This window comes from Halanaerobium hydrogeniformans (assembly GCF_000166415.1).
Classification (GTDB): domain Bacteria; phylum Bacillota; class Halanaerobiia; order Halanaerobiales; family Halanaerobiaceae; genus Halanaerobium; species Halanaerobium hydrogeniformans.
Genome location: NC_014654.1, coordinates 1,592,672 through 1,617,274, shown reverse-complemented (window position 1 = coordinate 1,617,274; position 24,603 = coordinate 1,592,672). Strand labels below are relative to the sequence as shown.

Sequence of the window (24,603 nt, the reverse complement as noted above, 5' to 3'; positions counted from 1 at the left end):
AATAGAAATGAGCATTTTTATACCAAACAATGAAACCAAATTATATGGACTTTTAGGTAAAACATTAAGTCACTCTATTTCACCATCACTGCATAACACGGGTTTTAGAGATTTAGATATCAATGCAATTTATTTGATGCTTGAATGTAAAGAAAAAGAACTTTTAGAAGACTATATTCAATCATTAAAAAATTTAAACTTCGGTGGCTGGAATGTGACCATCCCCTATAAAGAGGATATTATCCCCTATTTAAATGGGTTTTCTTCTTTAGCCAGAGATGCGGGTGCTGTTAACACCGTTTTAAACAGAAGGGGAAGATTAACCGGCTATAATACAGATGTGATCGGTTTTCAAAGACAGATAGAAGAGGCCGGTTTTGTGGTTAAAGACAAAAAAGCTGTAGTTATCGGTGCAGGTGGTGCTGCCAGAGCGGTAATTGCTGCCCTGATTCAGCTTAACCTGGCAGAGGTTACTATTATTAACCGGACCTTAGAAAATGCGGCTGAACTGGTTGAACTTTTTAAAGAAAAAGAAAGTAAAACAGAATTTTCTTATGCTGCTTTAAAAGAAAGCGAGTATAAAGAAGATATTAAAAACGCAGATCTAATTATTAATACAACCCCAATCGGGATGTACAGCAATAAAATGGAAAAAAAATTAGTTATCAATCCCGAATATATTAATGAAAATCAATTTGTCCTGGATTTAATCTATAATCCTTTAAAAACAGAACTGCTAAAAGAAGCAGAAAAAAAAGGAGCTCAGATTGGGAATGGTCTACCAACCTTGATCTATCAGGCAGAAGCTGCCTTTAAACTCTGGACAAAAGAAATGCCCAAAAAAAAGAAGTGGAAAAAGATTGCAGAAGCAGCAGTAAATGATATGATAGAAATCGAGTAAATTCGACAATTAGAAAAGATTACACTAAAGTAGTATAGCAATTTTTTAAAAAAAGCTGTATAATTACTGATATATAGATACTTGCAATAATTTAAATAAATTTGAACTTCAGTCAAATTTATGCAGGAATATTTATTTAATTGGAGAATATATATAACATATCAGCAATTATTTACATTTTTAAAATAAAATCGACAAAATATTAAATTTTTTTAAGGAGATATTTTTATGAATCCAAAACACAAACAGAGAATTGGAGATCTTCTTTTAGAATGGGGATATATAACAAGAGAACAGCTGGAAGATGCACTTTCTCTCCAGGATGAAATGGGGATGAAATTAGGCCAGGTGCTGACAGAGTTAGGTTATATTAAAGAAGACGAACTGGTTGATGTACTGGAAATACAGCTGGGAATCCCCAGAGTAGATCTTTCAAATTATATTTTAAATACTCAGTTATCTCAATATCTATCAGAAAATATTGCTTCACGGCATAATGCAGTTCCTTATGCTGTAGAGGATGGTGTTTTAAAGGTTGCCCTTGAAGACCCAACCGATCTGGTAGCAATAGAAAATATTGAGGTTAATTCCGGGATGAAGGTCCATATCTCGATTGCTCCTCACTCTGAGATCATGGATTCTTTTAACCAGATCTATACCCTGGTTGATGGAGATACTTCTGAGATTTTTGACAGTTTAAATAAATATGATGAGATGAACACAGAGCCCGAAATAGATCAGTTAAGGCAGATGGTAGAAGATGCACCAATCGTTAGATTGACAAACCTGATCATCACCCAGGCCATTCAAAATCAGGCAAGTGATATTCATATTGAACCTTTAAATAATATTGTCAGGGTTCGCTACAGGGTAGATGGTGTTTTACATGAGGAGATGTCGATCCCAAAGCATTCTCAGGCAGCACTTATCTCCCGTTTAAAGATCTTAGCTGACCTTGATATTACCAAAAGGAGAATACCTCAGGATGGTAGGGTTCAGATGACCTTTAGAAATATGCAGATCGATATGCGTGTTTCTACCCTGCCGACAATCCACGGAGAAAAGGTTGTTATCAGGCTTTTAATGAGGGATAATACTCTTTTAAATATTAATAAGCTCGGGTTTAGAGAAGAAAATCAGCAGCGTTTTGAAAGGTTAATTAAAAGACCATATGGAATATTACTGGCAACTGGTCCTACCGGTAGTGGTAAATCAACTACCCTTTTTGCAGCTTTAAATAGGATCAATACTCCAACTAAAAACATCGTTACAATTGAGGATCCAGTTGAATACCAGATAGAAGGTATAAATCAGGTGCAGGCAAATGTAAAAGCAGGTTTGACCTTTGCTAAAACTTTAAGGTCGATCTTAAGACAGGATCCCGATATCGTAATGGTCGGTGAGATTAGAGATGAAGAAACAGCAGAAATTGCTATTAGAGCAGCTTTAACCGGTCACCTTGTTTTAAGTACCCTGCATACAAATGATGCAGTAAGTGCAATTACAAGATTAACAGATATGGGTATCCCCGGTTATTTAGTTGGCTCAACCGTTATCGGTGTTATTGCCCAGCGGCTGGTAAGAACACTCTGTCCCAGCTGTAAAGAAGAATATGAAATCGGGGCAGAAGAAAGAAAGTTCCTCGATAATGATACCCAAACCCTCTGGCGACCTTCTAGCGGTAAATGCGAAAAATGTGTAGATGGCTATAAAGGAAGGATTGCTATTCAGGAGGTTGTAGAAATTACTCCAGAGTTAGAGGAGCTGATTGCCGAAGGGGCGAATGAGCCTCAGATGAAAAGATATGTTAGAGATCAGGGTATGACAGGTTTGTTAGATGATGGTAAGGCCAAATTAAAACAGGGTCTGACAAGTTATAAGGAACTGGTTAGTGTAATTCATTAAAGTACAGGAGGAGGCGTTTTTTATGGAAATTATAGATGTGATGAAAGAGATATCTAAAGAACCAGCTATTTCTGACCTCCATTTAACCGGTAAAACCAAACCAATTATCCGTAATAATGGTAAACTAGAATATTATGAAGACTATCCAGAAAAATTAGGAGTTAATGAAGTAAAAGAGATAGCAAAAGATTTTATGAATCAAAGAGAGTGGGAGATCTTTTTAGATAAGGGTGAGGTTGATTTTTCCTATAGTGTTCCCGGCTACTGCCGCTACAGGGTTAATGCCTATAAGCAGCGGGGTTCGGTTTCCCTGGCTTTAAGGATTATTCCCCAGGAGATTCCAACTATTGATGAGCTGGGTTTACCCCAGATCTTAAAAAAATTATCCATGCAGCGTAAAGGCCTTATTTTATGTACGGGTCCTACAGGGAGTGGTAAATCAACAACTTTAGCTTCTATGCTGAATGTCATAAATCAGAACAAACCATCTCATATTATTACCTTAGAAGATCCGATCGAATATTTACACAGTCATAATAAATCTATTATTCATCAGAGAGAGGTCGGTTTTGATACAACAAGTTTTGCCAATGGTTTAAGAGCTGCTTTAAGGCAGGATCCAGATGTAATCCTTGTTGGTGAGATGAGAGATTTAGAGACCATCAGTATTGCTTTAGAAGCATCTGAAACAGGTCACTTGGTGCTGGCAACTTTACACACCAATGATGCTCCCAGTACAGTGGAAAGAATTATCGATGTTTTTCCTGCTCATCAACAGCAGCAGGTTAGAATCCAGCTTGCTTCTTCGATCAGCGGGATAATTTCTCAGCAGCTATTACCAAGTGCAGATAATAAGTCGAGGGTTGCTGCTCTAGAAATCTTGATTGCGACCTCGGCTGTCAGAAATATAATCAGAGAGGGTAAAACCCATCAATTAGTTTCTGCTATGCAGACCGGTGGTAAATACGGAATGATAATGATGAATAATTATTTAGTTGATCTCTATAAACAGGGTAAAATTGCCTATGAAGAAGCTGTAAGAAGATCAGATGATCCAGAATATGTTAAGAAAAAAATTAGTGGTGAAAGATAAATCCCGGAAGGGAGGTAAAAATGGCTAATCAATTTAAATATAAGGCGAAAAACAGCAGTGGAGATGTAGTTAAAGGTACGATAGAAGCGGAAAACAAATCTGTGATTGCAAGACAGCTGAGAGATAAGGGCTATTATATTACAGAGATTAACCAGGTTAGAGAATCGATGGATATAGCTGAAGTGCTCAAACTGCACAAAAAGGTTAAGCTTAAAGATCTTTCTCTGTTCAGTCAGCAGTTTGCTGCTATGATCGATGCCGGTATCTCTCTGGTAGATGCTTTAAATATTTTAGCAGATCAGAGTGATCACAAACATCTCAAAAAGGTTTTGATGCAGGTCAGAGATGATGTGGAAACAGGAGTATCTCTAGCAGATGCGGTTTCTAAGCACCCTGATTCATTTCCAGAACTTTATTCTCAGCTGATCAGAGCTGGAGAATCCGGTGGTGTCCTGGATACTATTTTAAACAAACTGGCCAATCACTATGACAGACAGCATGAGCTCAACTCCATGGTAAAGTCAGCCCTTTATTATCCGGCAGTTATTTTATCGGTTGGTCTAATAGTTGTTATCTTTTTGGTAACCCAGGTTGTGCCCCAGTTTGTGGGGATGTTCCAGGATTTCGGTACAGCTCTACCTCTGCCAACCAGAATGCTGCTGGCAATTAGTTCATTTGCTCAAAGTTACTGGTGGGCTGTATTACTGGGAGTGCTGGCCCTAATCTTTTTATTCAGCAGGTACAGGAAAACACCTCAGGGTAAGGCGGTAACAGACAGCTGGATCTTAAAGGTGCCGGTAATCGGACCGATGATGCGTAAGGTATATATCTCTCGTTTTTCCAGTACTCTTGCTATTTTAATAGATAGTGGTGTAGATCTTTTAACTTCTTTAAACATTGTTGAAGGTGTAGTGGGAAACAAGGTTTACAGTGATATTATAACAGATGCGAGAATTGAAGTCAGAGAAGGTAGTAGTTTATCGGTTCCTTTAGAAAAAAGTGGAGAATATCCACCGATGGTAGTCCATATGTTAAGAGTTGGTGAAGAAACAGGAGCAATAGGAACCATGTTAAATAAGGTATCAAGATTTTATGACAGACAGGTAGAAGCCAATGTAGAAGCAGCTATTTCTTTAATAGAACCGTTAATGATTGTAGCTTTAGCTGTAATGGTTGGTTTTGTTGCCGTTTCCATAGTTACACCAATGTTTGACATGTTCCAACATTTCTAAACAATTGTAGTCTAAATACTATTGCTTTTTTTAAAAAAAGGTGTATAATAAAGTTATTAGAAAAGAAATATTTGTTAAACAGTAGCTAATCATGGAAATATCATCCAATGACAGCTAATATCATATTTCTTTTCTAGTTAATCAAGTAAAAGCTTTTAATGTTAAAGTCTATAAAGAGATTATTAATTATTTTAAGAAAGGGGTGAACTTAAACTTAATAATCGAGAGTATAGTGTTGGCGTGATATATATTTTATTATAATATTTTCTAAAAAAATAAGGAGTGAGTATAATGATGAAAATTAGAAAAATTTTATCCGGTGGAGAAAGAGGATTTACTTTAATTGAATTGTTAGTTGTTATCGCTGTTTTAGGTATTTTAGCTGCTATAGCTATACCAAGACTAACAGGGGTAAATGAAGAAGCCCAAATTGCATCAACTCAATCTAATTTAAGAAATATTCAAACAGGTGTAGAGTTATTTTATGCACAAGACGGAAACCTTCCTAGTGATCTTGAAGATGATATAGGTGAATTTGTTAGTCTAGAGGGTGTAGATTTAAATGATGATGTAGATTATAATACCCCTGATAATACTGATGACACTTATAGTTTATCTATGACAACAAATTCTGGAAGGACAGTAGTAACTTTAGATAGTGAAAAAGGATTTAGTGATACTTCAACACCATAAATAAAAAAGATAGTGAGATAGGATTTTTTATTATATTTAAAGTGATCAATTTAATTTAGTTTTATTTAGTTTATTTAAAGGCGGTAAGTCAAGGCTTTATGGATAGGAATTTTAATTAGATATTCATTAATTAAATTACTTATCGCCTTTTTCTTTTTTATTTGTTTTATGGGAAGGAGAAATAATGAATATCTTCAAAAATAATTCTGATGGGTTTACCTTAATTGAACTGCTTATAGTGATAGCTGTTCTTGGTATTTTAGCTTCTATTGCTATTCCCAGAATTAGTGGGATGTCAGATCAGGCAAAAGATACTAATATTTCTGTTATAGCTGGCTCTATAAGGACTGCTATGGAAGTATATTATCAGAATAATGAGAGTTATCCAGCTCAAACTGATATAAATAATAACTGGGATAATCTTGATGATGCTCTTGATATATTAGAATTGAATTCCCAGGCAGATTACAATATAAGTGCATTTGACTATTCAGTAAATGGTTCAGATAGTTATGAAATAAAATTGACAAGTGATTCAACTGGAAAAACATATTTGCTCAGTAATACTGGTTTTGGTGAGGAGACTTCTGAATGATGTTTTTAGCAATATATTTCTTTATTTTAGGTTTAATAGTGGGTAGTTTTTTAAATGTGGTAATTTATAGACTGCCAGAAGAAAAATCAATAATTAAACCACCATCTCACTGTCCTCATTGTAATACTCGTTTAAAAGTTATTGATCTTATTCCAGTATTAAGTTTTTTGATTACAGGAGCAAAATGTAGATATTGTGGAGCCAGTATATCCTGGCAGTATCCATTTGTAGAGTTATTAACAGGTATTTTCTTTTTAGCTGCATATCTTAACTTTGGTTTAACTGCAGAATTCTTTTTAATGCTTTTATTATTATCAGCTTTGATAGTTATTTCTGTGATAGATTATAAATATATGATTATACCTAATGTTATAACTTATTCCGGTATTTTAATCGGCTTTATTTCTGCAATTATATTTGATTATCTTAGTATTTTTGATTCTCTTTTAGGCATAGTTATTCCAGCTTTAATTCTTTTAGCGGTTGCTTTAATTTTTAAAGGTGGAATGGGTATGGGCGATGTTAAACTTGTTGCAATGTTAGGTGCTTTTTTAGGATATAAATATAGTTTGATGAGTATTTTTATAGGATCTTTAGTTGGTTCAGTTATTGGACTTAGCTTAATGGGTTTAGGTGTTATAGATCGTAAAGATAGAATTCCGTTCGGACCGTTTATCTGTCTTGGTGCTGTTATTATGATATTTTTTGGTGAGCAGTTGATTGATTTGTATTTTGCAATTTTCTTGTAGAAATTTAGGAGGAGATTTTATGAGTCTATGACAATTATAATAAAAATCTTATTCTATTATCAATTGCAATTTAATAAAATATAATGGTTCTTTAAAAAGAGAATTTTTAAAATAGATGTATATATTAACTTAGGATTAAAGGAGGTTTTATGGACAAATTTAAATTAGAAGATAAGGGTTTTACACTTTTAGAAATAATTCTTGCTATAGCTGTAGTTGGTATTGTTGGTGTAACATTTTTTGGTTTTTTTGCCAATAGTGCTCGTGTCATTAAAAGTGTAGATGTTAGAGAAAAAGCTTTAATGTTAGCACAGCAAGAAATGGAAGGTATAAAAGCAGGTGGTTTTAGTGGAATTAATAATGAAATAAATAACGAGAATTATTTTGATGATAATTATAAATATTTTTATGACGAAAAAAGTATTAACTCAAATGATGGTTTTCCTGAGTATAAGGTTAACATTTTAGTAGAGAAAGAAAAAGATTCTCTTTATAAATTAACTGTTACTAGTGATTGGACTGAAAACTCTATAGATAAAAATATAGAGTTGATTAGCTATGTTTCTTCTCGAGGTGATTAAAATGGATATAAAAAAGGATGATGGATTTACTTTATTAGAAGTAATAATTTCTATTACAATAATTACTTTGATCTTAGGAGTTTTATTTAACATTAATTTAGCTGGTTTTAGATTTTTTAATATTAACCAGAGAAATGTTGAGTTATCTCAGCTTGTTTCGGTTATTACTGCTAATTTAGACAGCAAAATTAGAGCAAGGGATATAAATCAAATTGAATTAGAAGGCAAAATTACAGGTAGCAGTAATCCAGAAAAATTTCAAAGATTAATTATAGAGTATGATGGCAATAAATATAAATATTATCATGACAATAATAATAATAGTTTAGCAATAGAAAACAATGGTGGGACTAGATATTTAGCTGAGGAAAATATCAAAAATGTAACTTTTAGCATTGACAGTGCTACTGCTTTAGTTAGATATACAATAGTTTTAGAAAACGAAAATAAAGAATTTGAAATATCAAATAAAATATTTCCTCGCAGGTCTCTAGAAGATACTGGAAATTAAAATACTGACGAAAATGATAATAATGGGCAAAGTGATAATGATGCACCTGGTAACAGTGGTAACGCACCTTATCAAAATAAGTGATCTATTTGTTGAATAAAGACGTATAAAGATATTAAAGAGGTGTTGGTGATGTTAAAAATTAAAAGTGAAGATGGGGCAGTCTTAGTTTTATCAATTATAATCATATTAGTTTTAACTGTTTTAGTAACAGCTTTAGTTGGCAGTATTAATAGTAATATTTCCTTTACAAAAAGACATGAAAATGATATTAAAGCATATTATGCAGCTGAAGCAGGTATAGAGCAGGGAATAAATGTTCTTCTTATAGATAGAGAAAATATTGATAATTATATAAGTGATAATAGTAATGACACAGATGATGAAGATTATATAAAAGATTATAAAAATGATAGTTTTAATGATTTTGAATCTTTTGAATTGAGGGTTAAAGAAGGGTCGGGAGACGATGAATATGATTTTAAATCTATTGGAAGTTCTGGTTCTGATGTTACAAAAATAATTTATACTACTATTAATATTAATTCAGAAATGGGAGCCGGAATGTTCAATAATGCTTTAACAACTGAAGGGGATTTAAATATAGACCTATCTGATTGGTCTGGTGATGATGAAACTAAAATTACTGGTGATATATATGCATCTCAATTAGGAGTAGACGATAAGTTTTCGTTTGCAAAGGGTGAGCTTCTCGGTGATATATATGCAAATGAAATAGGTGTTTTTGAAAATTCTGGAATGGAAATGAACGGTAACATTTATGCAGATCAAATTAGTAAACACCATGGCCAGAAATTTGCTGTTTCTGGAGGAAAAATTAATAATATATACGCAAATGAAATTGGAACATTTGAAATGAGTGACTCCGATTTTATAACTGGAGGAGTTCATACATTCTCAATTGATGCAAATCAGAGTTTTATTGAACCAAAAAGTCTTGAAAATGAAGTTGATTCATTCGGAAAGATTATTCCGGATTTCAGTGAATATTTCGAAAATGATGGTAATGTTTACTTAGGCAATGAAAATAATCCTGATTATGATGGAAGTGTTATTGAGTTAGAAGGAAATAAAGAATATAATAATTTTAATAAAGATGGCTCAGGTATAATCGTTGTAAACGGTGACTTAGATATAAAAAATAATATTAAAGCTAATAAAGATAATGATGAAGATTTTTTAATTATATTAGTTGATGGTGATATTTCAACTAGTATGCATATTGAAGGTAATGTTTTTATGTATGCCAGTGGAAAAATAAATATAGATAATACTCCAGGTGGTAGTTCTCAAGGTCAGGGGAATCCTGGCAAATTCGAGGTAAATGGTAGTTTTATGGCAGAAGAAGGAATTACAATAAATGACTCTAGGAACCAGGGTTTGAATTTAACTCACAATGATAAATTTGTTGAAATATTTGAGGATATAGGATATGGCATCCCTCAATTAGGAAGTAACAATTCTGGGAGTAGTGGTAGCAGCAGCACCTCAATAGAAATTGTTAAGTGGCAGGAAGATTAATTAAAATAATATTTATAGTTATACAAGTAGATGAATAAATTGATTCAAATGATTTTCATAATCAGAAAGAAGGCTGATATAAATGTTTAAACATGAAGAAGGTTTCAGTCTTATAGAGGTTGTCCTAGCATTAGTTATTTTGACAGTAGCTGTTTTTCCTATACTCAATTACTTTACAAATAGTATCGGAGTTGTTAGTCAGTCAGTAACATTATCACAAACTGCAGATATTTCTGTAGATATTATGGAAATCTTAAAACATGGTGATATTGATACCAAAACAATGACCATTGACATGAGTGATTCAGTACCAGCAGATCCATTGGCAAGTGTAATTTACAATCATGTTAAAGGCTATGATTTATTTGCAGATTATTTTATCGACATAGATATATCTGAAATTGCTAAAAACGGAGATAATTACGGAAATATCCGTAAAGTTTCGATAAAAATTACCTGGTCTGATAGTGAGTTTGAGCTTGATTCTGTAGTTAGGATAGGGTGATTATAATGAGGAATAGCAATGAAAAAGGATTCACCTTAATTGAGATATTAATAGTTATTGTTTTACTTGCTATTGTATCAGCCCTGTTTTACAATGCATACTTTGACAGTACTAGAACATTATTATTCAATAAAAATAGAATAGAATTACAAAGAGCTCAAGACCTTACTAATCGTTGGCTTTCAAGATATATTAGAATAGCGGATGTTCCATCGGATTTCAATTCCATGATTATTAATGATGGTAATGTGCTGGAATTTTCAACTGTATCTGATCCAGCTAATGATATTAGATTTTATTTGGATAATAATAATTTATATATAAGTATAGATGGTAATGCAAGGCAAATATGTGATTGCAAGTTTGAAAATATAAGCTTCAATGCTAATTCATCACTAAATGTAATAGAATTTTATGCAGAAATTACTATTGATGAAAATAGAGTTTCTTATCAGTTTAATAATATTTTTTATCCCCGCGTTCAGAATTAATGCTTTTATTAAAGAGAGGATGAATAACCATGAAATTTAACAATGAAGATGGGTATGTTTTGGTGTTGGGGATTATCATAATTGCAGTACTAATCATATTAGTATTTACAATGACAAATATCATTGGTACAGATTTATCATTTTACAGAAATAATAGAGATTCTAACAGGGCTTTTTATGCAGCTGAAGCTGGTATTGCTTATGGTTATGAAACAATTTCATTAAGTATAGAGGAAGGAGAAAGCTTTCCTGAAAATATAGATTTTAATTCAAAAATAGAACTAAATGGAGCAGAAGTGTCTTCTATTGATTGGGAATTGAATGGAAATAGATTAACTTTAAATTCTGTAGGTAAAAGCAATAATATTGACAGAGAAATTGAAAGTATCTATCTGTTAAATTTTAAGCATAATTCAATTCTAGACAATGTTATTACTTCTGGTGGATTATTAGAAACTAAAAATAATCATATTCTAGTTGATAGCGACGATCCAGATGTTGGTGGAGTTCAGGCAGCTGATTATGATGGAAGTATAAAAGATTCTGAAGGTAATGATATAGAAATTGAGGATATCAACAAAGAAGATATACCTACATTTGATGCTGATTATTTAGAAAGTTTAGCTGATACTGTTTTAGGTTCTAAGGAAACTCCAGCTTCTTATGAATATGAAGATTTACCAGGTGATTTTGCTGAAGAATTCACCTATGTTCATGGTGATCTTAATATCAAATCTAACAAAGAAATAAATGGCAGTGGTGTTTTAGTTGTAGATGGAAAATTGAATCTTGGTACTAATATAGATATCAATCAAAATGAACCCGATGGTGTAGACAACTATTTTATTATAATTGTTTTAAGTGATGATGAAGAAGCAATTACCATGGATGGTGATAATAAAATTCAAATGAAAGGCCTTATTTATTCTTCTCAAAATACGGATATTGGAAATATGTTTGGCCTTACAGGAGCTATTATTTCTGGAGGAGATTTGAAATTGATAAACTCAGCTGCAGGAGGACAATTCCAAGAAAACATTATTTACGATCCAGGTTTTATAGAAGTTTTTGAAAGTTGGAATTTAATGTTTACAGATGATATGAATAATATAGAGAATTTAGTAGGAATTTCTAATATTATCAGTTGGAAAGAAAAATAATTTGATATGGGAAGAGGTGGTCTGATGTTCTTTAAAAGTAACATCTTTACTTGTGTTGATATTGGCAGCTATTCTATTAAAATAGCACAAATAAAAAAAACAGGAGGCGATAATTTTAAGATTTTAGATACAGCTTTACAAAAGATCCCTAAAGAAACTATTGTAGATGGGATTATTAAGGATGAATCTTTAATAGCGGCAGAAATAAAAAGTCTTCTGGCAATTATGAAAAAAAAGCCAGATTATGTTATCACTGCAGTGCCGAGTAATGAACTTTTAGTGAGAAATATAGAGATGCCTAAGATGGATAAAAAAGAGATTAAAGAATCTCTTAAATGGGAAGCAGATGAACAGATACCCTATCCGGTTGAGAATGCTGCTTTAGATTACATTAAAGTAGATGAAGATGAAAATACAGTAAACTATTTAATATCTGCTGTTAAAAAAAATATAGTTGATAATTATAAGTCGCCTTTTGAAAGAAATAATCTTAAGGTTGAAGTAATTAATGTTATACCAATGGCATTGATATCTTTACTTGATTATCAGGAAGAGCTAAAAGGCAATATAGCAATAATTGATATTGGTTATTCTGCTTCTCAGGTTACTGTAGCTAATAAAAATAATATTATCTTATCAAGAACTATAGATACAGGTGGTAATCATTTTACAAAAACTATTATGGATGTTGAAGATTTAGAGTATGATGAAGCTGAGGAGAAAAAAATAAAAGAAGGACTTAAAATAGAATCTAATTCTGATCCAATTGATAGTATGCAGTTAGATGCTGCTTTAGGTTCAGATGATAGATTAAAGACTCTAGCCGGAACTTTAACAGGTGAAATTACCAGGTCTTTTAACTATTTTTCCATTAAAAAGCGAAAAGAAGATATTGATAAAATATTTATAACTGGTGGAGGTTCTAGATTAAAAGGCTTAAAAGAATTTATGGAAAAAGAATTGGGAAGAGACATTTATAGAATTGATACTTTTAAAAATATTGCTTATCCAATCGATGATGAAATAAAAGATGACTTTGCAGTTGCAATTGGGCTTGGGATAAGTGAGGTGATGGCTGATGAGAGTTAATTTAATTCGAGAAGAAAAAACCAGGTTTCAATTTCACTACTTTCAGGTAGCCATGGTATTAGGAATCTTAATTCCAATCTTTGTAGTGGTATTTTTGCAATATTCTTTAATTGCTGAAAGAAATACTTTAGAACAGGAAATAGCCTCTATAGAAAATCAGCTTGATATATATTTACCTTTAGAAGCTGAGTATAGGGAGTATGAGCAAGTAGTTGAAGAATTGAGAGCAACACCAACAGTTCCTGGATATAATTGGGATAGACCAATTGAAGCTTTGGGTTATTTAGTTCCAATTAGAGGAGTAATTGATGATTTTAGAATAAATGACAATGAAATTAATGTTCGAGGAATTACATCCGCAGCAGAAGATTTAAGAGAATTCATTAATGATTTAGAGGATTCACCATATTTTTATAATGTTGTATTGAACACTATTGAAAAAAGAGATGCTGTAATTTTTACAATAATTGCAAATATTGAAGGGGAGGGAGAATAAGATGTTAAATAATTTAAGTAGAAGAGAAAAAGTTCTCCTTCTTTTGGTTTTTATAATTGCCTTAGGAGCAATTTATTACTTTTATTTCTATACTCCCTTAACTGAAGAAATTGCCGCTTTAGAAAGGCGCAGAGATGAAAGGAGTAACCGTTTAAATGTAGCAATTAGTTATGCTGAACGCTTACCAGAAATAAAAGAAGAATATTTAGCAATACTGGATGAATTAGCTGAAAGAGGAGTTTATGTAGAAAAAGATAGGATAGATCTATTAATAGATTATCGTGAAGCAGCTAGAGATAATAATTTAGATCTGGTTTTATATAGACCTCAGGTGCAAGAAAATGCTATTCAAATAAATGTTCAAATTAGAGGCGGCTTCAGAGAAGCTGTTAATCTTCTCGAAGATTTTAAAGAATGGAATTACTGGTTTGAGTTTAGAGATGTAAATATTAATCGAAGTAATGATGGAGTACAACTTTCAATGAATACTCTCTATCATAATCGTTTAGTTGATCCAGAACTATTAAGGTTAGGAGTTGAGGCAGATGAATAAAAAAATAATTATCTTAGTAATTTTATCTTTTGTTCTAATTTTTAGCTTACCGTTTTCTGTCTTAGCTGAAGAAAATGAAAAAGACCTATATAGTGGAAAAGAATTTAGAAATCCTTTTGTAGAATCACCGGTTATTCAGGTAGAGAGAGAAGCAGAAGAGAGACCTGCAGAACCTGTTATAACCTTTGCTGATATAAGGAGAGAGCTGCCATTTAACTTAGATGGAATTATCAGCAGTGGTACAGATAGAATAGCCTTGATTGATGTTGGAGATCGAGTAGAGCTAGTTCGAGGCTATTACAGCAAAGATGGTTACGAATTAATTTCAATCGAGAGAGATAGTGTTATTGTTAGAAACCGTGGGTTTAGGTTCCGGTTAAAGATTGGAGGGGAAGTAGATGAGAGATAAAAAAGTAATTGTAATTTTAAGTCTAATTTTTATATTAGTTTTTTCCACTGGGGTTTTAGCAGGACCCGAAGGTATGATAGAAAATATGAACTTCCAAAATGCCCAGATAGCAGATGTATTAAGAGCAATAGCTGATATAGCTGATGTAAATCTTATTACTGATAGCACGGTAACTGGAACTACATCTGTTCATTTAAGGGATATATCTTTTCAAAAAGCTTTAGATTTAATAACACAAACCAATGATTTAACATATATATGGGATAATAATACTATAGTTGTAGCTGAACCAGATAGAATTGAGAGAATATATGCCAATATTGTAACAGAGTTTGTATCTGTTAGATCTCAGGATATTGATGATATTGCAGTTATAGTAAGAGAGATATTCCCGGAAACTCAGATTACATTAGATGCTGTAAGAAGGCAGTTTATTTTAAAAGGTGAGGAATCAAGGGTTGAAGAAGTTAAAGAAATGATCAACAGGTTAGATTCTTCAGCTGATCCTGATAGAGAAGTTAGACCGGGAGAAGAAGTAGAAATAATAGAGCGTTATACAGATAGTTATAGGGTTCTTAATGCTGAATTAGGTGATTTAGAAGGTAAATTAAGACAAATTAACTTTAATTTAGAGATTAGATCTAACCCTCTTACAGATACTTTAACTTTAACTGGAAGTGAGCAGGACGTTACAGAAGCGATATCTATGGCAGAAACCTATGATAAAAGTTTAGAGCCAGGAACTCGTCATGTTAGAGTTGATTATGTTGATACAGAGCAAATAAAAGAGGTTATAGAGAACTTTTATCCAGATATTAGATTGCATGTTAATAACAAGACAAAAAGAATTGTAATTAATGGACCTGAAAATAGGTTGGATAGTGTTGAACAGCTTGTTAAACAGTTAAATGTTCCACGTCAGCAAGTAGTAATTGAAACAAGAGTAGAAGAAGTTTCGGAAGGTAGATTAAGAGAATTAGGTATTGAGGGGGATTTAAGTCAATTAAGAATTATTAAAGATGATCATATAACTGATAGAAGAGCTGATAGCAGGGAACCTCAACCTGATAAGTTGTCTTTAACCTGGCCGGAATTCTTTAGAGCTTTAGATGAAACCAGCGATTCTAAAACTCTTGCAAATCCAAGATTAATGACCTTAAACGGAGAAACAGCAAATATGGCTATTTTAGATGAAGTTCCCTATCGTGTTGTAGAAATTAATGATGATGGGAGTCGTACAGAAACGTTTGAATATGCTGAAGCTGGAGTTGATATTGAGTTTACTCCCTGGATAACAGAAAATAAAGAAATAGAGCTATCAATTAAACCAAGAGTTAGTAGTTTTACCCAAGTAACTACAGCTGCAGGAGCACCACCAGCATTAAGAAGTAGAGAAGTAGAAACAATGTTGCGCTTAAATGATGGTGAAACCCTGGCTATTGGTGGACTTATTCAGACCGATCAAGATGGAGTAATTACCAAGATACCTTTACTTGGTGATATTCCAATAATCGGCGAACTCTTTAAAAGCAGAAGAAATGAGGGTTCTCATAATGAACTCATAATATTTGTAACTCCAAGAATTATAGAATATGGGGAAGAAATTGAGCCTGAAGAACATTTGATAAGAACTGGTTTAGAAGAGGAAGCTGTTCCAGTTGAGGAAGAAACTACTGTAGTAGATGACTCAGAAGTTGTTACTGAAGAAGAAATAGATTATGAAAATGATGCTCATGATGATTCTGTTGCTGAAGTATTCTCTGAAAGAGCTAGAACTAGAGAAGAAATTCTAGCAGAGTTTAGAGCTAAACAGGAAGAAAAAGAATTTCAACAATTAAGTCCAGAAGAATTACAGGAAATATTAAATAAAAACAAATAGAATATATAAATATTTTAAAAAGGCCGGGATTCCCGGCCTTTTTACGTTAAATATTATAGACCATCGGGATTAACTCAATCCTGCTGCTTACTTTACATTTATTAAATAAATGGCTGATATGTTTTTTGACAGTATTAATAGATATAAAGAGTTCTGCGGCAATTTCTTGATTACTCATACCCTGGATTATTAATTTTAATACTTGTTTTTCTCTATCTGTTAAATTATATTGATTACCGCTCTTTTTAATTAGCTTTTCTTTATTTATTTCATTTTCTCTTTTTAATTTGTGGATAACAAATAATTTATAGAGATGATTTGCACTGTGCTGACTAATTAATTTTAAATACATTAAATCTTTTAATTCAAAATTTCCTTCTTTTTTTTGTCTGAAGATGCTGATGGTTCCCAGGAGTCTATCTTTAAAGTGAATATCTATACCACAGGAATAAAATAAATTATTCTCCTGGAGGAAATCATTGAAGTATTCTGTATTGATCCACTTCTTGTAATTCATCAGGTCTGTACTTCTGATCGGTTCTGGTTTGTCAAAAGCTCTTTTGCGGATATCATCAAGTTTATAATAATAATCATAGTAATTTTTTAAAGCAGAGCTGCTGATATTAAAACAGATGGGTTCTTTTAATTCCTTATTACCATTTTCATAAAGAAAGAAGTTGGCTGCATAAAATGGTATCAGTTTATTTAATTCTTTAATAAAATAATAGGAGTACTTATTTATATCCATAATTTGACCTGTTTTAACTATAAAGGAAAATATTTTCTCCCATTCTATTTTTTCCAGACTCTGCATACTAAAATCCTCCCAAATATTATACTAAAGTGTAATATTTTTTAAACTAAGATAATGATATTATTATTATATAGTTATAGGAAGTACAAAATAATCCTGCATGGGAGGGAAATTCAATGAGAAAAAGATTGCTTGTAGTGGGGACAGTTTTAATTCTATTAGTTTTTGTATCAGGGGTTATATCAGCTTATAGTATAGACAGGGTATTTTCTCAGATGCTGGGAGCTAAAAGTTTGATATATGCGGACTGGCAGATGGATTATTTGGTTCCACTTGATCCTGGAGAACTAAATAAAGGTGATTACAGATTCACAGCTAATGTGGGGAGACTAGAGCCTAAAATGAGGCAGGATGGTATTTATGGAATTGATCTAGTAGATGAAAGTATTAATAATTTCTATGTTGCTTTAGACACAGGGATCAGGGATAATCTCTATATGCGCTTAAGTATGGATTATGTACCTAATTGGGATTCGCGTGATGATTGGGATGTAGATCATAAAGTATATAATATTTTCTTTGATTACAAAACAGAAAGTGATAATAGTTTATATTTTGGCTATAATCGCTTTAATATGAACATTGATGAATTTGATGATGGAGTTCTTTTAAGTGAAGATCAATTAAGAGTCAACTACTATTTTGTTGGTTATGAGATGAGGGGTTCTTTTACAGGTGGAAGCGAATAATTAACTACTTAAATACAGAAAAAATTACTTAAGATTATTTTAAAATAAATACTATAACTATAAAATTTAAGCTCCCGTTTTTTGGGAGCTTTTTTCTGCCGCTAATTCTTGACATTTAAACGAATTAACTATATAATTTATAAGCAATACATATATAATAGCAGATGCTGTAGCTATTCTTATTTATCCATAAATTGAGCAGCTTTTTATCTACAATTTATTATATTAGGTATTTGCAAAATAGGCAAAGAAAATAGTGAAAAACTGTAATAGTAGGTTGAATTCAATTTTAAGAATTTAAAAATTGAATAAGAAAATGTTCTAATAAAATTAGACATGACAAAATAAACCTATGAATACAGGTTTTAAAAAAGATATTAAAAGATTTGAATTCTAAGCAATTAGTGATCTTAAAGATCTAATATTTTCTGGTTTATCCATTTTATCAGCTAGAATTAATGTTAAAAGTTGAGTGATTCCGGCTAGAAAAACATCTGATTTAACACTTTTTAGGTTCTGAGTCTTTAAATTACCAGTAACCATGGCATCTTTGAAATAGTTAATTGTCTGTTCAACTACTCCTCGTTTTCTGTAGAGGTTTATCCAATCATCTGTATCTCTGATGATACCAGGGTAAGTTCTTAAATCCTGGTCAGGATAGGTATAAATAACTCTACTGTAACTGGAGTCAGTACAGGGGTTCTCACAGTAGCAGTTTCTTTTACCACCCTTATGATTAATTTTAGGACAGACAAACTTAAATCTGGGACTGCGGTTTTTACCGCGACACCAACCATTAGGTTTCATTGGTAAGGAAGAGTCTTTAGGACATAAAGGCCAGCCGTTTTCATTGTATTCTGGCTGTGGTAAACTTGATTTAGTGTTTCTAAAATTAAGTGGTATGACTGCTTTATCAAAACCAAAATCTTTCAGTAAAAAAGGATAAGTTTGATAACTGTCAAAGGCTGAATCAGCGATAAAAGTTGAATATTGATGATTACTGTGAAGTTTAAAATAATCTTCTAAAACTGGTTTTAAAGAAGTTGAATCACCAATAGATTTATCTTCATCAGGTGAATCAGTCTTTTTCTCAATAGGTATTTCAGGGTGATTATCTTTAAATTGATCATCAAAAAAAGAAATGTGACGGATAATTCCAAGACCATTAGTGACAATACCAGCTTTGTAGACATAACAAAAATGGCCGTTAATATAGAGTTGTTTTATCTCATTATTAACTTGAGCAGAAGAAGGCATAGACTGATACGCAAAACCATAAATATTAACATTTTTATCATTTTTGTAGATATTTTTAAGTCTGCGAATAATATTATTTATGTATTTAGGATTGTTTTCAATCACATAGGGTTCAAAACCAGTTGTATCATAGATAAAAAGATCAGCCATTAAAGGATCAATTTTTCTGCAGAGAGGTTCAGTAACATCAACAAGGTGATAGAAAAAGTCTTCTAAATGATCTTCAAATTTTGTCTTAAAACGAGAAAACTGAGAGATATCAGGTACAGAGTTAAAACCACAGAATTCTTTTAAATCACTGCTTAAAGTTAAGATATTAATTAGAAGGACAAGAGTTGGAATACCCAGTATTTTTTGCAGTATAAATGCAGAAAGCATTGATTCCAGTCTGTAAATTCTATTTCTACCAAAATATTTGTAGTAAGCATTGTAGAAACCGTCAGGAATAAATTCAGATAAATCAAGATATTGGTCGAGCATTTCAAGGAATTGAGGTTTATCATTTTGAGCCCAATCTTTGGCCTGTTCATAAAGATCACCGAAAGACAATTGCTTTTTAGAATTAAAAGACATTATGATTTCCTCCTTTTGATTTGTGGTATTTTTAGTATTTCTAACTATATTATACCATATTTTAAGGAGGAAGTCACCAAAAATTTATGTCATGAGCCCTGTTATTTCGGGCCTTAGACATTATACAAACGACTAACAATTTATTATATATTAAGGAGGACGATCAGTGAGTAGAAATATTTATCTAGACGGCGAAATAGTTCCGGAAGATGAGGCAATGATTTCAGTTTTTGATCACGGTTTTTTATATGGTGATGGTATTTTTGAAGGGATTAGAGCCTACAGTGGTAGAGTATTTATGCTGGATGACCATATAAAGCGCTTATATGAGTCAGCTAAAACTATTATGTTAGATATACCTTTAAGTCCTGAGGAGATGGAAGAAGCAATTTTAGAAACTATCAGGGCCAATGAGTTAAGAGATGCTTACATAAGAGTTGTTGTCTCAAGGGGTGTTGGAGATCTAGGTTTAGATCCCCGTAAATGTCCTAAAGCTACGGTAGTCATTATTGCCAGTGCTATTCAGCTTTATGATGAAGAACTTTATGAAACAGGACTTAAGCTGGTAACTGTACCAACCCGGAGAAATGGGCCGGAGATGGTTAATCCCAGAATAAAATCTTTAAATTATTTAAATAATATTATGGCCAGAATTGAGGCCAATTTAGCTGAAGCTCCAGAAGCCATTATTTTAAATAGTGATGGTTATGTGGCAGAGTGTACAGGTGATAATATCTTCATTATCGAAGGTAATACCCTCTATACCCCACCTAAATATGCAGGTATTTTAAAAGGAACCAAAAGAGAGGTTGTGCTGGAAATAGCAGAAGAGATGGGTTTAGAAGTAAAAGAAGAGCTTTTTACCAGACATGATATCTTTATTGCTGATGAGTGCTTTTTAAGTGGTACTGCAGCAGAGGTTATTCCTGTAGTAGAAGTTGATGGAAGGGCGATTGGAGATGGTAAAGTAGGTAGTAAAACTACCAAACTGATTGCCAGATTTAGAGAAATTGCCAATACAACCGGTAAAGAAATTTATCAGGACTAAATAATTCTTTATATTTTTTGTTAGGATGAAGGAGGAAAAAATGAGAAGTGATAAGATAAAAAAAGGTATAGAAAGAGCTCCCCATAGATCTTTACTTTATGCATTGGGGCTCTCAGATGATGATATAGATAAACCGCTGATCGGGATTGCCAATTCAGCCAATGATATAATACCGGGGCATAAACACTTAGATGACATTGCTAAAGCTGCCAAACACGGTATAACAGCAGCTGGAGGAACTGCTCTATCATTTTCAACTATTGGAGTCTGTGATGGTATAGCGATGGGTCATGAAGGTATGAAGTTTTCACTGGCCAGTCGGGAGATCATTGCTGATTCTGTAGAAGCTGTAGTAAGTGGACATCAGCTTGATGGACTTGTGCTGGTTCCCAACTGTGATAAGATCGTTCCCGGGATGATGATGGCTGCAGCCAGACTGGATATTCCGGCTATAGTGATCAGTGGTGGACCGATGAAAGCAGGTAATCACTGTGGAGAAGCAATTGATTTACACAATGTTTTTGAAGCAGTAGGTTCAGTGGTATCAGGTAAAATGGATGAAGAAGAACTTGAGTTGATCTCAAAAAGAGCCTGTCCAGGTGCAGGATCATGTGCAGGGATGTTTACAGCAAATTCTATGAACTCGATGGCTGAAGCATTAGGGATTGCCCTACCGGGTAATGGAACAATTCCTGCTGTTAATGCAGATAGGATCAGGGTGGCTAAAGCTGCTGGAAAAGCGGTAATGCATTTAGTTAAAGAAGATATTAAACCTTCAGATATTTTAACCAGAGATGCTTTTGAAAATGCAATTGCAGTAGATATGGCTTTAGGTTGTTCTACAAATACAGCTCTGCATCTACCGGCTATTGCCCATGAAGCAGGGGTTGAGATAGAACTAGAACACTTTAATGAGGTCTCTGATAAAGTACCACATATCTGCAGTTTAACCCCGGCAGGTTTAAACCATATGGAAGATTTAAATCAGGCTGGTGGAATCCATGCAGTAATTAATGAACTTTATGAAGCTGATTTAATTAATGGTGATGTTTTAACTGTAAGTGGAAAAACTTTAAAAGAAAATCTTAAAGCAATTAACTTTATAGATCATGAAATTATTCGTCCCCTGGATAATCCCTATCATGAAAGGGGAGGACTTGCTATCCTGAAGGGTAATATTGCTCCTCAGGGTTCTGTTGTTAAAAGAGCAGCAGTTGCCGATAAGATGAAAGAACACCGTGGACCTGCTCGAGTTTATTCGGGAGAAGAAGCTGCCATTAAAGCGATCAATGCCGGAGAAATCGTTCCCGGTGATGTGGTTGTGATCAAAGATGAAGGTCCTAAAGGTGGGCCAGGTATGAGAGAAATGCTGGCACCTACTTCAGCTTTAGCTGGAATGGGGCTTGATGATAGTGTGGCTCTTATCACCGATGGAAGATTTTCCGGGGCGACCAAAGGAGCAGCGATAGGACATGTATCTCCAGAAGCTGCAGCAGGAGGACCGATTGCTGCCATTGAAGAAGGAGATATTATCCATATCGATATGGATAACTTTGTTCTAGAAGTTGAGCTTTCTGAAGAAGAACTTGCGGCAAGGATGGAAAATGTTAACCCATATCTGCCTGAGGTAAGTGGTTATTTAAAACGCTATGCAAAACTGGTAGGACCTGCTTCAAAAGGAGCAGTTTTTGAATAAAAATGAAAATAATCAATACTTATCGGGACTAATTACTGATAGGTATTGATTATTTCTAAATTATTTAGTATAGTATGATTAAATACTGATAATTTCTAGTATTATAGAAAAGAATAAATCAAGATGGAGTTTCAACAATATCAAGTAGTAGAGTAGAGTTTTGCTTCATCTAAGATATTTAATAATTACTAAATCTAAGGCTTTAAACTAAAAGAAAAACTATTATTTAAAATTTAAATATTAACTCCTTACATATTAGAGAATAATATTTAAGTAATAAATACCTAGCTCTATCCTTTAGTTTAAAATTATTATATTATGGAATTTTTATAATTATTCCTTAGCTTAACATTTTTTAGTTTTTGCTTTAGATAAAATTATTAATAATATCTTAGACCTATTTTCTGCCTTGGATAATTGTATTCAGGGCTATTTTTATATATTTTTTTAAAATCACCTGGAGGTGAATTTATGCCAAAAATGAATGGTGGACAAATTATTATTGAATCTTTAAAGAAAGAAAATGTTGATGTAGTCTTTGGCTATCCGGGAGGAGCAGTTATTAATCTTTATGATGCTCTATTTTCTTCATCCCTTAAACACTATTTAGGACGTCATGAACAGGGAGTAATTCATGCAGCTGATGGCTATGCAAGAAGTACAGGTAAGGTTGGGGTCTGTATCGCAACCTCCGGACCTGGAGGGACCAACCTTGTGACTGGACTGGCAACAGCTCAGATGGATTCGGTACCAATCGTTGCTTTTACAGGCCAGGTACCAAGTGCTTTAATCGGTACAGATGGATTTCAGGAAGCTGATATTACGGGTATTTCTTTACCGATTACCAAGCATAATTTTTTAATAACCGATATCAAAGATCTGGCAAGAACCATTAAAGAAGCATTTCATATTGCCAGAACTGGCAGACCGGGACCTGTTTTAATCGACCTGGCCAAAGATGTAACCCAGGCTGAAATGGAGTTTGAATATCCAGATACTATTAACTTACCTGGTTACAGACCTAATTTTGAAGGTCATAAACTGCAGATTAATAAAGCTGCTAAGGCGATTAATAATGCTAAAAGACCACTGCTTTATGTTGGTGGAGGAGCCGTTATTTCTGGAGCTGATCAGGAGATTAGAGCCCTGGTAGACAAGGCAAAAATACCGATAACTACAACCCTGATGGGGCTGGGTATTTATCCAGAAGATAAAGAGCTTGCTCTGGAGATGTTGGGGATGCACGGTACTCAATATGCAAATCTGGCCACAACCGAAGCAGATTTATTGATTGCGGTTGGAGCCCGTTTTGATGACCGGGTAACAGGTAAACTGGATGAATTTGCAGCAGATGCAGATATAGTACAGATCGATATAGATCCTGCAGAAATAGGTAAAAATTTAGATGTAGAAGTTCCGATTGTAGGAGATATTAAAGCTGTTTTAAATGAGCTATTACCACATATAGAAGAAAAAGAAATGGGAGAATGGCAGCAGAGGATCAAAGAACTCAAAGAAAAATACCCACTTAAATATGAAGATGATGGTAGTGAGGTAATTAAACCACAGTATGTGATGGAAGAAATAGATAAATTTACTAAAGGTGATGCGACCATAGTTACAGAGGTTGGTCAGCATCAGATGTGGGCTGCTCAGTTCCATAAATATCAAAAACCGCGCCAGTTTATTACATCTGGTGGTTTAGGAACCATGGGTTATGGTCTTCCAGCAGCAATCGGGGCACAGATAGGACAGCCCGATGAAAAAGTAATTTTAATTGCAGGTGATGGCAGTATTCAGATGAATCTACAGGAATTGGGGACTGCTCAGACATATAATATTCCTATTAAGATTTTTATCTTTAACAATAACTTTTTAGGAATGGTCAGGCAGTGGCAGGAGTTCTTCTTTGATAAAAGATATGCTTCTACCAAAATACCTGCTCCAGATTTCATTAAAATGGCAGATGCTTACGGAATCTGGGCAAAAAGAGTAGAGAAAAAAAGCAATTTAGATGCTGTTATCAAAGGGGCTATGGAACATGATGGTCCTGCCTTAGTGGATATTAGAATTCCAGAAGAAGAAAATGTTTATCCGATGGTACCGGCTGGTGCTGGCTTAAAAGATATGATAGGGGGATAA

24 protein-coding genes are annotated in these 24,603 nt (G+C 33.3%); 22 read left to right on the top strand and 2 right to left on the bottom strand.

The features are described from left to right. The first annotated feature begins 7 nt into the window (after positions 1-7). From HALSA_RS07320 to HALSA_RS07235, 18 genes are all read left to right on the top strand, one after another. Complete coding sequence (locus HALSA_RS07320) at positions 8-901, top strand: shikimate dehydrogenase (protein ID WP_013405956.1); 894 nt, start codon at positions 8-10, stop codon at positions 899-901. 228 nt (positions 902-1,129) lie between these two features. Beyond that, a complete protein-coding gene (locus tag HALSA_RS07315; RefSeq protein ID WP_013405955.1) occupies positions 1,130-2,806 on the top strand; it encodes a GspE/PulE family protein in 1,677 nt (558 codons plus the stop codon). Between the two features lie 22 nt (positions 2,807-2,828). Then, entirely contained in the window at positions 2,829-3,899 is a 1,071-nt protein-coding gene (locus tag HALSA_RS07310) for a type IV pilus twitching motility protein PilT (RefSeq protein ID WP_013405954.1), read from the top strand. A 20-nt stretch (positions 3,900-3,919) separates the two neighbouring features. Beyond that, a complete protein-coding gene (locus tag HALSA_RS07305; protein WP_013405953.1) occupies positions 3,920-5,131 on the top strand; it encodes a type II secretion system F family protein in 1,212 nt (403 codons plus the stop codon). Positions 5,132-5,422: 291 nt separating this feature from the next. Then, a complete protein-coding gene (locus HALSA_RS12465) occupies positions 5,423-5,824 on the top strand; it encodes a type II secretion system protein (RefSeq protein ID WP_013405952.1) in 402 nt (133 codons plus the stop codon). A 184-nt stretch (positions 5,825-6,008) separates the two neighbouring features. Further along, positions 6,009-6,419, top strand: a complete 411-nt coding sequence (locus tag HALSA_RS12460; protein WP_013405951.1) for a type IV pilin protein — start codon at positions 6,009-6,011, stop codon at positions 6,417-6,419. Then, complete coding sequence (locus HALSA_RS07290; RefSeq protein WP_013405950.1) at positions 6,416-7,168, top strand: prepilin peptidase; 753 nt, start codon at positions 6,416-6,418, stop codon at positions 7,166-7,168. The genes HALSA_RS12460 and HALSA_RS07290 overlap by 4 nt, the downstream gene beginning before the upstream one ends. Before the next feature lie 149 nt (positions 7,169-7,317). Further along, complete coding sequence (locus HALSA_RS07285; RefSeq protein ID WP_013405949.1) at positions 7,318-7,749, top strand: type IV pilus modification PilV family protein; 432 nt, start codon at positions 7,318-7,320, stop codon at positions 7,747-7,749. A 1-nt stretch (position 7,750) separates the two neighbouring features. Next, positions 7,751-8,260, top strand: a complete 510-nt coding sequence (locus HALSA_RS07280; protein WP_013405948.1) for a prepilin-type N-terminal cleavage/methylation domain-containing protein — start codon at positions 7,751-7,753, stop codon at positions 8,258-8,260. A 132-nt stretch (positions 8,261-8,392) separates the two neighbouring features. Then, positions 8,393-9,802 (top strand): pilus assembly PilX N-terminal domain-containing protein, encoded by a 1,410-nt coding sequence (locus HALSA_RS07275; protein ID WP_013405947.1) that lies wholly within the window; start codon positions 8,393-8,395, stop codon positions 9,800-9,802. A gap of 82 nt (positions 9,803-9,884) precedes the next feature. After that, positions 9,885-10,307 carry a type IV pilus modification PilV family protein gene (locus HALSA_RS07270; protein WP_013405946.1) on the top strand — a complete coding sequence of 141 codons (423 nt, stop codon included), beginning with the start codon at positions 9,885-9,887 and terminating at the stop codon, positions 10,305-10,307. 5 nt (positions 10,308-10,312) lie between these two features. Next, entirely contained in the window at positions 10,313-10,798 is a 486-nt protein-coding gene (locus HALSA_RS07265; RefSeq protein WP_013405945.1) for a PulJ/GspJ family protein, read from the top strand. Positions 10,799-10,827: 29 nt separating this feature from the next. Continuing rightward, a complete protein-coding gene (locus tag HALSA_RS07260) occupies positions 10,828-11,958 on the top strand; it encodes a PilX N-terminal domain-containing pilus assembly protein (protein ID WP_013405944.1) in 1,131 nt (376 codons plus the stop codon). A 24-nt stretch (positions 11,959-11,982) separates the two neighbouring features. Beyond that, on the top strand, positions 11,983-13,047 hold the full coding sequence (pilM, locus tag HALSA_RS07255; RefSeq protein ID WP_013405943.1) for a type IV pilus assembly protein PilM: 1,065 nt from the start codon (positions 11,983-11,985) through the stop codon (positions 13,045-13,047). Continuing rightward, positions 13,037-13,543, top strand: a complete 507-nt coding sequence (locus HALSA_RS07250; RefSeq protein ID WP_013405942.1) for a PilN domain-containing protein — start codon at positions 13,037-13,039, stop codon at positions 13,541-13,543. Before pilM ends, HALSA_RS07250 begins: the two co-directional genes overlap by 11 nt. 1 nt (position 13,544) lies before the next feature. Then, the gene (locus HALSA_RS07245) at positions 13,545-14,096 is read left to right on the top strand and encodes a type IV pilus inner membrane component PilO (protein ID WP_013405941.1); all 552 of its coding nucleotides are present in this window, start codon (positions 13,545-13,547) and stop codon (positions 14,094-14,096) included. Further along, positions 14,089-14,505 carry a hypothetical protein gene (locus HALSA_RS07240; RefSeq protein ID WP_013405940.1) on the top strand — a complete coding sequence of 139 codons (417 nt, stop codon included), beginning with the start codon at positions 14,089-14,091 and terminating at the stop codon, positions 14,503-14,505. Before HALSA_RS07245 ends, HALSA_RS07240 begins: the two co-directional genes overlap by 8 nt. Next, positions 14,495-16,384 carry a type II secretion system protein GspD gene (locus HALSA_RS07235; RefSeq protein ID WP_013405939.1) on the top strand — a complete coding sequence of 630 codons (1,890 nt, stop codon included), beginning with the start codon at positions 14,495-14,497 and terminating at the stop codon, positions 16,382-16,384. Before HALSA_RS07240 ends, HALSA_RS07235 begins: the two co-directional genes overlap by 11 nt. A 46-nt stretch (positions 16,385-16,430) precedes the next feature. On the opposite strand, the gene HALSA_RS07230 is transcribed toward HALSA_RS07235, so the two are convergent. Further along, complete coding sequence (locus HALSA_RS07230; RefSeq protein WP_013405938.1) at positions 16,431-17,198, bottom strand: response regulator transcription factor; 768 nt, start codon at positions 17,196-17,198, stop codon at positions 16,431-16,433. 116 nt (positions 17,199-17,314) lie between these two features. On the opposite strand from HALSA_RS07230, the gene HALSA_RS07225 reads away from it, so the two are divergent. Further along, the gene (locus HALSA_RS07225) at positions 17,315-17,887 is read left to right on the top strand and encodes a hypothetical protein (protein ID WP_013405937.1); all 573 of its coding nucleotides are present in this window, start codon (positions 17,315-17,317) and stop codon (positions 17,885-17,887) included. A gap of 393 nt (positions 17,888-18,280) precedes the next feature. On the opposite strand, the gene HALSA_RS07220 is transcribed toward HALSA_RS07225, so the two are convergent. After that, entirely contained in the window at positions 18,281-19,717 is a 1,437-nt protein-coding gene (locus tag HALSA_RS07220; protein WP_013404686.1) for an ISNCY family transposase, read from the bottom strand. A 166-nt stretch (positions 19,718-19,883) separates the two neighbouring features. On the opposite strand from HALSA_RS07220, the gene ilvE reads away from it, so the two are divergent. The 3 genes from ilvE (at position 19,884) to ilvB (ending at position 24,603) form a co-directional block, all read left to right on the top strand. Next, positions 19,884-20,765, top strand: coding sequence for a branched-chain-amino-acid transaminase (ilvE, locus tag HALSA_RS07215; protein WP_013405936.1), 882 nt, complete (start codon positions 19,884-19,886; stop codon positions 20,763-20,765). A gap of 40 nt (positions 20,766-20,805) precedes the next feature. Beyond that, positions 20,806-22,461 carry a dihydroxy-acid dehydratase gene (gene ilvD / locus HALSA_RS07210; protein WP_013405935.1) on the top strand — a complete coding sequence of 552 codons (1,656 nt, stop codon included), beginning with the start codon at positions 20,806-20,808 and terminating at the stop codon, positions 22,459-22,461. 471 nt (positions 22,462-22,932) lie between these two features. Then, positions 22,933-24,603: a biosynthetic-type acetolactate synthase large subunit gene (gene ilvB / locus HALSA_RS07205; RefSeq protein WP_013405934.1), complete on the top strand. Its 1,671-nt coding sequence runs from the start codon at positions 22,933-22,935 to the stop codon at positions 24,601-24,603.